The following is a 2541-nucleotide window of genomic DNA, read 5'->3' on the forward strand; positions in this document are numbered from 1 at the left end:
ACCGTAGAGTTCTTCGTCTAAGATACGTCTTGCTTCATCAGGATCAATTGATTCAAAATAAACCGCGTTTGATTCTTTTGTCAAAAAAAGATAAGGCTGATAAAGAACTTACCAAACAATGGGTAAATGCCTTAGAAACAGAGAATCAAAAAGTATTAGCATTGGATTTTATTCATGAAAATTTCTCAAAACAATTGATTAAGGCATCGAATGAATTATGTATCAATTTAATTGAAAAACAAAAACGTAGAGGAATGAAGCCTAGAGCTTTGCGTGCCATGGTGTGTGGAATTCCTAACGTAGGTAAAAGCACATTTATTAATACGTTTGCGAAACGTAAAGCGGCTCAAACTGGAGATCGTCCAGGCGTGACAAAGAGTCTTCAATGGATTAAAGTAGGTCAAACACTTGAGCTATTAGATACGCCGGGTGTATTATGGCCAAAATTTGAAGATCAACAAGTAGGTCTAAAACTTGCTCTATTGGGTTCAGTAAAAGATCAAGTTGTAAATATGGACGATTTGGCATTATTTGCGTGTGAATATTTAATGCAGGAAAAACCTGAAATCTTTGATACAGTATATCATGTCAAGATTGCGGATACGCCTTATGAAACATTACAGAATATCGCCATAAAACGTGGTTATTTATTAAAGGGTGAAATTGATGAAAATCGTTTGATGTTAAGTTTTGTCAAAGATATTCGTGAAAATAAGTGTGGCTTGATTACTTGGGAGAAACCACATGTTGGATAGACCTTTGGACAATGATTACTGGAATCAAAATCAAAGTGTACTTGGTATGGACGAAGCAGGGCGAGGCCCTATTGCCGGTCCATTGATAGTAGCAGGTGTTATCTTTCCAAAGGGATATCAAAATGCGTTAATTGATGATTCTAAAAAATTGAGTGAAAAAAAGCGAGAAGAGTTGTTTAAAACAATTATTCAGGATGCTTTGTACTATCAAATTTTAGTTGTAGATGAAAAGACGATTGATAGGAAAAATATCTATCGTGCAACACAAGATGCTATGATGGAGATTGCCAATAAAGCACAATGTGATTTTGTGTTGAGTGATGCGATGCCATTACCAGATATTGATAAACCTTACCAAGCTATTGTGAAGGGAGATCAAAAATCATTGTCTATCGCGGCGGCAAGTATTTTAGCGAAAGTTACGCGTGATCATTGGATGAAAAAGTTGGATGAAATGTATCCACAGTATGGTTTAGCCAAACATAAAGGATATCCGACAAAAGCGCATATTGAAGCTTTAAACAAGTATGGATTACAGAATTTCTATCGAAGAAGTTATGGTCCTGTAAAAAAACTTGAAGAAATTAGACTTTTTTAGTTAAAAGTCCAATTTACCTTATTTAAAGCAAAATAAGAATATTCGGCATAAAAACGGCACAAATTTATATTTAAATATGACTCTAGCTCTGATAAAATAAGATGCTGGAGGAAAATATTATGGCGGTAAAAAGAGACAACGACACAAACAAATGGTATTACTACGGTTCTTACAGAGTAGGAAATGAAACCAAGCAATACAAAAAGCGCGGTTTTGACAGAAAGCAAGATGCGATCAAAGCCGAAGTTTTGTTTAAAGAATCTTTGAAGAATCCTGGATCCAAAATGACACTGAACGAAATGATAGATATCTACATGGAATTCTCCGAAAAAAGAATCAAAGAATCCACTTACAAAAATCATATTGTTATGTTCAAGGTGTGGAGAAATGCATTAGGCGATAAGCTATTGCAGAAAGTCACCACAAAAGACATCCAGGACGTCCTAGAAGAGCTTCTAAGCAAGAATAAGTTCTCATCAGTACATCAATACTACCTACGCATACAAGCGGTCATGAACTACGCTAATAAGCACCAATACATTACTGATAATCCATGCAGCAGAGTGGATTTGAAAAAGAATCCAAACCTGCATAAAGAAGAAATGATGTATTGGACTGAAGAACAGTTCAATAAATTTATCGACAACGTTGATTCGACAATATTCCATTTGTTGTTCACAAACCAATTCTATATGGGCACACGCATTGGAGAAGCTCTTGCACTTCAATGGAAAGATTTGGATTTTGAGAACAATACAATCACGATCAATAAGACATGGAATGATAAAATAAAAAAATGTACAACACCAAAAACTCAAAACAGCTACAGACAAATTAGTATGCCACAGTTTTTGGCTGATGAATACAAGTCATTGAAATCAAGATTGGATGTTCCAGAAGACTCTTTCATCTACGGAATAGATATTCCATTCAGTAGAGCGAAGGTCACAAACCAACTACAAAATAGTGTAAACTCATTAAATAAGCGATTAAAAGACGAAGAAAAACTACCAATGCTACGAATGCACGATTTAAGACACTCTAGCGCGTCATTTATGATAAATAATATGGTTACAGGGGGGAAGGTTAATTTTTCCGCCTACGATATCGCAAAACGCTTAGGCGACGAATTAGACACAGTGTTACGCATTTACGCACACTGGTTTCCACAAGCCGACAAAGATATCG

At 35.6% G+C, this 2541-nt stretch carries 3 protein-coding genes; all 3 read left to right on the forward strand.

The window, feature by feature from the left end:
- Positions 1 to 755 (forward strand): ribosome biogenesis GTPase YlqF (ylqF, locus tag ACZQCL_RS08600; protein ID WP_482482805.1); only part of this gene is annotated, 755 nt, incomplete at its 5' end.
- Complete coding sequence (rnhB, locus tag ACZQCL_RS08605) at positions 745 to 1353, forward strand: ribonuclease HII (RefSeq protein ID WP_337532803.1); 609 nt, start codon at positions 745 to 747, stop codon at positions 1351 to 1353. The genes ylqF and rnhB, both read left to right, overlap by 11 nt.
- Positions 1354 to 1472: 119 nt before the next feature.
- The coding region (locus tag ACZQCL_RS08610) for a site-specific integrase (RefSeq protein WP_482482807.1) at positions 1473 to 2541 on the forward strand (1069 nt) is incomplete at its 3' end.

This window comes from Holdemanella sp. (assembly GCF_056804935.1).

Coding starts and splice junctions, on each gene's coding strand:
- rnhB (WP_337532803.1), top strand. CDS start 745: ATGTTGGATAGACCTTTGGACAATGATTACTGGAATCAAAATCAAAGT.